Origin of the sequence: Streptomyces durbertensis (genome assembly GCF_014156695.1) — a bacterium.
GTDB classification, from domain to species: domain Bacteria; phylum Actinomycetota; class Actinomycetes; order Streptomycetales; family Streptomycetaceae; genus Streptomyces; species Streptomyces durbertensis.
The window spans coordinates 1-7,059 of the sequence record NZ_WMLF01000279.1 but is presented as its reverse complement, the minus strand read 5'-3'; the positions used below and the strand labels follow the sequence as shown (position 1 = coordinate 7,059).

6 protein-coding genes and 2 pseudogenes are annotated in these 7,059 nt (G+C 76.9%); 5 read left to right on the top strand and 3 right to left on the bottom strand.

Features of this window, described 5'->3' with window-relative positions; genetic code table 11:
• Positions 1–299: pseudogene (locus GL263_RS17895) on the top strand (hypothetical protein); the annotation flags it as partial.
• A gap of 54 nt (positions 300–353) precedes the next feature.
• On the opposite strand, the gene GL263_RS17890 reads toward GL263_RS17895, so the two are convergent.
• Entirely contained in the window at positions 354–1,214 is an 861-nt protein-coding gene (locus GL263_RS17890; RefSeq protein WP_182856729.1) for a spermidine synthase, read from the bottom strand.
• A 125-nt stretch (positions 1,215–1,339) separates the two neighbouring features.
• On the opposite strand from GL263_RS17890, the gene GL263_RS17885 reads away from it, so the two are divergent.
• Entirely contained in the window at positions 1,340–2,104 is a 765-nt protein-coding gene (locus GL263_RS17885; protein ID WP_182856725.1) for a phosphotransferase, read from the top strand.
• A gap of 22 nt (positions 2,105–2,126) precedes the next feature.
• On the opposite strand, the gene GL263_RS17880 is transcribed toward GL263_RS17885, so the two are convergent.
• Positions 2,127–2,570, bottom strand: a complete 444-nt coding sequence (locus GL263_RS17880; RefSeq protein ID WP_228456602.1) for a hypothetical protein — start codon at positions 2,568–2,570, stop codon at positions 2,127–2,129.
• 175 nt (positions 2,571–2,745) lie between these two features.
• On the opposite strand from GL263_RS17880, the gene GL263_RS17875 reads away from it, so the two are divergent.
• Entirely contained in the window at positions 2,746–4,338 is a 1,593-nt protein-coding gene (locus GL263_RS17875; RefSeq protein ID WP_228456601.1) for an NsdA family TPR-like regulatory protein, read from the top strand.
• A gap of 61 nt (positions 4,339–4,399) precedes the next feature.
• Here GL263_RS17875 and GL263_RS17870 read toward each other — a convergent pair whose 3' ends face one another.
• Complete coding sequence (locus GL263_RS17870) at positions 4,400–5,008, bottom strand: histidine phosphatase family protein (protein WP_323379453.1); 609 nt, start codon at positions 5,006–5,008, stop codon at positions 4,400–4,402.
• A gap of 177 nt (positions 5,009–5,185) precedes the next feature.
• On the opposite strand from GL263_RS17870, the gene GL263_RS17865 reads away from it, so the two are divergent.
• Together GL263_RS17865 and GL263_RS17860 are read left to right on the top strand one after the other, a co-directional pair.
• Positions 5,186–6,382 (top strand): hypothetical protein, encoded by a 1,197-nt coding sequence (locus tag GL263_RS17865; protein ID WP_182856726.1) that lies wholly within the window; start codon positions 5,186–5,188, stop codon positions 6,380–6,382.
• A pseudogene (locus GL263_RS17860) lies at positions 6,379–7,059 on the top strand (hypothetical protein); the annotation flags it as partial. The gene GL263_RS17865 and the pseudogene GL263_RS17860, both read left to right, overlap by 4 nt.

The following is a 7,059-nucleotide window of genomic DNA, read 5'->3' as shown; positions in this document are numbered from 1 at the left end:
CCTCCCCCACCGGGCCGACCACCGCCGCGCGCCCGCCGGCGCCCCCGTCGACCGCCGAGGACAGCCCCTCGGCGGACGTACGCGGCTACACCACCTCCGGCGGCCGCGTCACGTTCGCGCTGCGCCCGGACCACGCCTCGCTCGTCTCCGCCACCCCCGAGAGCGGCTGGCGGGTCCAGGTGTGGAAGCAGGACCTGTGGATCCGCGTCACGTTCAGCCGCGGCGACCGCAGCGCCACGGTCTTCTGCACCTGGCACGACTCCGCGCCCCGCGTCCAACTCGACGAACGCCGCGACTGACGGCGGGGGTCGCGTTCCTGGCGCCGTTCGCCCGGCTCAGTCGAAGGCACCCGTTCAGTCGAAGGCGTCTGGCGGAGGCGGCGGGGAAGCGAGGGCGGTCGCGTCGGTCGCGGGCCGGGCGCCGCCGGTGAACTCCAGCAGCCGCGCCCCCGACAGCACCCGGCCCGCGTGCGGGTCGGTGGCCGTGCGACGGGTGAACTCCGCCACCGGCAGCGGCCGGTTGGCCGCCAGGAGGACCGCGTTGCCGAAGCGCCTGCCGCGCAGGACGGCCGGGTCGGCGGCCAGGCACAGCTCGGCGAAGGCGGTGTGCGCGGTGGCCACCTGCGCCCGCAGGTACGCGAGCGGCGGGCCGTCCGTCAGATTGGCCGTGTAGAGCCCGTCGGGGCGCAGCACCCGGGCGGCCTCCGCCAGGAACTCGACACTGCCGAGGTGGGCGGGCGTGCGGGCGCCGCTGAACACGTCGGCGATCACCACGTCGGCCCAGCCGTCCGGGATCCTCGCCAGCCCCGACCGGGCGTCGGTGCCGCGCACCCGCAGCCGCCAGCCGGGGTCCAGCGGCAGCTCCCGCCGGACGAACGCGGTGAGCGCGGTGTCCTTCTCCAGCACCTGCTGCACGGAACGCGGCCGGGTCGCCGCGGTGTAGCGGGCCAGGGTCAGCGCGCCGCCGCCCAGGTGCAGCACGTGCAGCGGGCGACCGGCGGGTGCGGCGAGGTCGACGACGTGTCCGAGCCGGCGCTGGTACGGGAACACCAGGCGGGTCGGGTCCGCGAGATCCACATGGGACTGCGGGGCCCCGTCCAGCAGCAGCGACCAGCCGGCCGGCAGGTCCGGATCCGGCTCCAACGTCGCCGTACCGCCGTCCACCCGCGCCGTCACCGGGGCCCGGCCGCCTCCGGCCCGTCGCCCTCTACCCACGATGCTCACGCGTCCCGCTCATCCCGGCAGTATCCCGCACGGCAGCCGGCCGGCCCGGGGCCGCGGCCGCCCCGCGCGACGTACGATCGGCGCGACCCGCCCCCGACCTCGGAAGCGGTGCTCCGATGACCGAACGGCAGGAGTTCCACGGCGGCGTGAACGTCGTGCGCCGTCACGGCGACGTCGTGCACCGGCCCGCCTCGCCGGCCACGCCCGCGATCCACCGGCTGCTGCGGCACCTCCACGACCAGGGGTTCCGCGGCTCGCCGGTGCCGCGGGGCTTCGACACCGACGGCAACGAGCGACTCGACTTCCTCGACGGCGAGGTGCCCGAGTCGCTCACCCCGGAGCTCCGCACGTCCCGGCTCCTGCGCTCCGTCGCGGTCCTGCTGCGGGGCCTGCACGACGCGAGCGAGACCTTCCGGCCCCGCCCCGACGACCCCTGGCTGCTTCCCGCAAGGCAGCCGGCCGAGGTCATGTGCCACGGCGACGCCGCGCAGTACAACTGCGTGGTGAGGGACGGCGCGGCGGTCGGCTTCATCGACTTCGACGCCGCGCACCCCGGGCCGCGCGTGTGGGACGTCGCCTACACCGTCTACCGCTTCGCGCCGCTGCAGGGGCCGGACAACCCGGAGAGCTTCGGAACGCCGTGGGAGCAGGGGCGCCGGGTCGCCGCCTTCTGCCGGGCGTACGGCCCGGGCGTGGGAGTCGAGGTCGTCGACGTCGTCCCCGAGCGGCTGCGCGCGCTGGTCGACCTAATGCGCGCCCGTGCCTCCCAGGGCGACGAGGCGTTCCAGCGGCACCTCGCGGAAGGGCACGCCGACGTGTACGAGGCGGACATCCGCTACGTGCGCGCCCAACGCGAGACGCTGCGCGCCGCGTTCGGCTGAGGCGGCAAGCGCCCCGCGCCCGTCAGTCGGGCCGCCCGGGGGCGCCGAGGGCGTGGACGGCGGCGAGGGTGCGGGCGGCGGTGGCGAGGGCGTGGCGCAGGCGTCCGCTGTCGGTGCTCTCGCCCTGCGCGGCGTCGGGCGGGACGAGCCAGGACGCGCCGGGCAGCGGCGGGACGGCGGCCAGCCGCCGGCTCCAGCCGTGCAGCGGCACGCACACGCTGCCGAGGAGGTTCCAGCGCGCCCCGGTGCCGGCTGCCACGAGGAAGCCGACCGTGTCGCCGGTGAGGTTGTGGAGAACCGGTCCGACTCCCCCGCCGAGGCGCAGGATGTCGACGGTTTCGAGTCCCAGGCGGCCGGGGACGGTCACCAGCTCCCAGGTGTGCTGATCGCCGCCGTCGGGTGGCGGCGGTGGACCGGTCGGGGTCCGCCGGTCGGTGACTCCGCATGTTCCGTCGGTGTCCAGCAACGGGATTCCTTCCTCCGCTGTCGGTACTGCATGAGGAACAACGCGTGCCGGCCGTCAACGGAAACGGTTCCGCACCACTCGAAGGTTGGCGGTTCATGGCGGATGACGGAGGGGATATCCGGTTTTGTGGCCAAACACGGTCCGCCGCCCAGGTCGCGGCGTGTACCTTCCGGGCATGGCGTCGTCACCTTCCACGTCAGCCGGCGAGTACGAGCCGGCCGGGGCGGCGGGCCGTGCGGTCCGGACCGGGCCGGCGGACGGGACCGACAGGCCCTCCGCCGCACCGGGCACGGGCGATCCGCCGCCGGTCCGACGGCGACCGAACGAGGTGTTCCGGCGGCTGCGCGGCCAGTTGTCGCCGGGCGAGTTCGCCGCGTCCGTGCGGCGTGCCGCGCGGGAGATCGGCGAACAGGTGTCGTGCGACGCCCGGTACATCGGCCGGGTGGAGTCGGGCGAGATCCGCTGCCCCAACTACGCCTACGAGCGGGTGTTCCGGCACATGTTCCCGGGCTACTCGCTGGTGGACATGGGCTTCTGCCCCCGGGAGGCCGTGCGCGGCCGATCGGCCAGGCGACGAAGGGCGTACGGAGGTGACGACGCGCCCGAAAGCGCTCCCGCGCGCCCCTCGGGCGACCGCACTTCCGATCGCGGCGACAACCGCGCCCACACCGACGAGGAGAGCGACGTGCTGCGTCGCGCGTTCATGACCGGCGGCTCCGCCGCCCTGGCCACCGCTTCCCTGTACACACCGCTCGGCGGCCGGCCGGCGGCGGCCGAGCCGCTCCCGACGGGCCTCCCCGAGCAGCCCGGCCGGGCCGGCGCCCGACCGGGCCGCGGCGAGGCGGCGTCCGTCGCCGAAGCCGTCCGGCAGATCCGCCTGTTGGACGACCGGCACGGTGCCGACCGCCTCTACCAGCGGGCCGGCGCCACCCTCCGCCGCACGTTCGAACTGCTCGACGCCGGCGCCCGCCACCAGACGGTCACCGACCAGATCGGCGGCAGCACCGGCGAACTCGCCATCTCCGTCGGCTGGTTGGCGCACGACTCGGAACGCTTCGACGACGCCCGCTCGCACTACGCGGAGGCGCTGTCCCTCGCCCGCTTCGCCGGCGACCCCGCGCTGGAGGCGCACGCCTTCTGCAACACCTCCTTCCTCGCCAGGGACGCCGGGCGCCCTCGGGAGGCGCTCAGGGCCGCGCAGGCCGGCCAGCAGGCCGCCCGCCGGCTGGGCTCCTACCGGCTCCAGTCGCTGCTCGCGCTGCGGGAGGCCGGCGGGTGGAGCGGCCTCGGCGACCGGGCCGGCACCGAGGAGGCGCTGGGCCGGGCGGCGACGCTCTTCGACCGGGGGCCGACCGACGACGACCCCGAGTGGATGACGTTCTTCGGCGCGGCGGAGCTGGCCGGGCTGGAGGCGCAGGCGTGGTCCGCGCTCGGCGACCGCCACCGGGCGGCGCGGCGCGCGCAGGAGGCCGTCGCCCTCCAGCCACCCCAGTTCGTCCGCAACACCGCGCTGTTCACCGCCCAGTTGGCGGGCGACCTGGTGGCCACGGGGGCACCCGAGGAAGCCGCGAGCCATGCCCTGCGGGCGCTGGAGCTGCTGCGTACCGTGCACAGCTCCCGGGTGCGGCGGATGCTGCACGACACCGCCGGGCGGCTGTCGGCGCACCGCCGGCGGCCGGAGGTCGCGGCGTTCCTGGAACGCGTGCCCATGCTTGCGGGCCCCCCGCGTACGGGCCGCGTCCCCGCGCCGCGCGCCGGCACGGCGTAGCGCCCCCTCCACGGGCCGCGCCCGACCCGGTCCGGCGGGTGGCCCGGCCCGGGTGGCCGGCTCAGTCCAGGTGGCCGGTGTCGTTCCAGCGCTCCACCGCCGGCTCGCCGTACGCCCAGCCGAGCACCGACAGCGACGCCGGCGCCAGCCGCAGCCGCGCGCCGAAGTCCAGGTCCTCGCCCAGCCAGCGGGCGGCCAGCGTGCGCAGCAGGTGGCCGTGCGCGAACAGCAGCACGTCCCGGTCGGCCGAGCGCGCCCACTCCACGACCCGGTCGGCCCGTTCGGCCATCGCGTCGCGGCTCTCGCCACCGGGGACGCCGTCCCGCCAGATCACCCAGTCCTCACCGGCCCGCTCGCGGATCTCCTCGGTGGTCAGCCCCTCGTACGCGCCGTAGTCCCATTCCATGAGCGCGTCCCACGGTGTCGCGCGGGCGCCGAAACCGGCGATCTCGCAGGTCTCGGAGGCCCGCACCAGCGGGCTCGTGCGCACCTGGACGCCGTCGAGGTCGTCCCAGGGGGCCCGGCTCAGCCGCTCACCGAGGAGCTCGGCCATCCGCCGCCCCCGGTCCAGCAGCGGCACGTCGGTGCGGCCGGTGTGCCGGCCGCGGACCGACCAGGCGGTCTCGCCGTGCCGTACGAGTAGTACGCGCGTACGTGTCGGGGCCTCCACCACAGGTCCTGCTCCTCGATCGGGTCGTGCCGTGTGCCCAGGATCGCACCCCCGGTCCCGGCGGGCCGCCCGAGGGCCGGGCTCATCACGCCTGGTCAGCGTCGTGGTCGCGAGGCGTGACGGTGTCGCCCGGGCGCGTTGTCGGTGGGAGATGCCAGACTTCGGCGGGTGACCCATCTGCCCCACCCCACCGCCTCCGCGCAGGGCGGGCCGGCGCGGTCCGCCCTGCGGGCCCGGCTCGCCGCGCTGCGCGGGCCCGGCCGTGCCCCGCGCCCGATGGACAGCCGGGCGCTGGCCGCGCTCGCGGCCAACCCGGGATGCGACCGCCGGGCGCTGCTCGACAGCGCCGGCGTGGACAAGGCCGCGCTCGCCGAGGCGCTGGGCGCGCCCTCCGGGTTCGGCCGGTCGCAGTTCGCTTTCGCCCGCGGGCACGCCTTCGAGTCCCGGGTGACCGCCGACGGCGGCGCGGAACTCGTACGCCTGCTGTGCTCGGTCACGGGCCGCACCCCGCCGGCCGCCGCCGACCTCGACTGCCCCGACACCGCGGGCGACGGCCCGGCGGGCCGCCGCCCGCGGACGCTGGAAGTGCTGGCCGAGGCCGACAAGGCCGCGGGCGAGGGGCGTTGGACGGTGCTGCTCCACCCGATGCTGGAGCTGGACGTGGCCGGTTCCCCGGTGTGCCTGGAGCCGGACGCGGTGGTGGTCACGCCGGACGCCGTGCGCACGGTCGTGGAGATCAAGTCGTTCTCGATCCTGGACGGTGCCGCCGACCCGGCGAAGGTGGGGGCTGCCGCCCGGCAGGCCGCCGTGTACGCGCTGGCGCTCGCCGAGGCCGGCGGCGCGGTCGCCGACGCGGCGCTGCTGGTCTGCCCGCGCGACTTCTCCAACCTGCCGACCGCCGCCCCGCTCGACCTGCGCAGACAGCGGGCCACGGTCCGGCGGCAGCTCGCCCGGCTCACCCGTGTCGAGGAGATCGCGGCCCGGCTGCCGCAGGACGTCCGCTTTGATCCCGAGCTGCCGCCGGAGCAGCTGACGGCCGCGGTGGACGCGGTCCCCGCGACGTACGCGCCGGAGTGCCAGTCGGGCTGTGACCTGGCGTTCCACTGCCGTGAGCGGGCCCGCGAGGCCGGCGAGCCGGGCGTGCTCGGCCGCGCGACCCGCGCCGAGCTGGGCGGCCTCGGCACCATCGCCGACGCGCTGGCCGCCGCCCGGGCGCCGGACGGCCCGCACGCGCGCGAGCCGGCCGCCGCAGAAGAGCCGTCCCACCCGGCGGACCCCGGCGTCGACCCGGCGGCCGTGGCGCTGCGGCGGGCCGCCCGACTGCGGGCGGAGGCCCTGGCGGAGGCCGGACACGCCACCGGAGGAGCGGCATGAGCCTGATGACCCACCTCGCCCGGATGGAGGCCGCCGACGCCGGCCGGGCCCGGCCGCTGGCCACCGTCCGCCACCGCCACCTGTCGGAACGCCCGATGGTGATGGTCCCGCTGACGACGGCCGGCGAGACGGGCGCGCCGCTCGGCGTCATCCTGGGCACCGACCCCGAGCGGCCGACGCTGCTGACCGTGGCCCAGCCCAGGGACCGGGACCTGCGCGCGGCCTTCCTCGCGGAGCTGGCGGACGCGCTGCTGCCGCACCTGGAGTCCTGCCAGGACGACACCGAGCAGGTCAGGGACGACGCGGAGCTGTGCCGGGACGCCCCTCAGCTGCTCGTACCGAACGCGGCCGGGGTGGAGTTCGTCCGGCTGCTGGGCAGGGCCACCCGCTTCCGCCGCACGGCCGAGGAGGACCCGCGGGCCACGCACCCGGCGCCGCCCCGGGTGCCGCTGCTCGGCCGCTGGCTGAGCCACTACGGCGACCGCGCCCGGGTGCCCGGCTCCTCCCTGCTGCTCGCGGTGACCGAGCTGCTGTCCCGGCACTGGGCGACCGGCCAGTCCTCCCTGGAGGACCAGCATCTCGGCGCCCTGCTGGCCTGGCTCGACCCGCCCGCCGGGATCCACGGCGCGCGGGCCGCGCTGCTGGTGGAGACCGCGCGTGACGAGGCGGGCCAGCTG

Excerpts from the sequence above, each read along its gene's own strand:
- GL263_RS17875 (WP_228456601.1), top strand. The coding sequence starts at position 2,746 with ATGGCGTCGTCACCTTCCACGTCAGCCGGCGAGTACGAGCCGGCCGGG.
- GL263_RS17885 (WP_182856725.1), top strand. The coding sequence starts at position 1,340 with ATGACCGAACGGCAGGAGTTCCACGGCGGCGTGAACGTCGTGCGCCGT.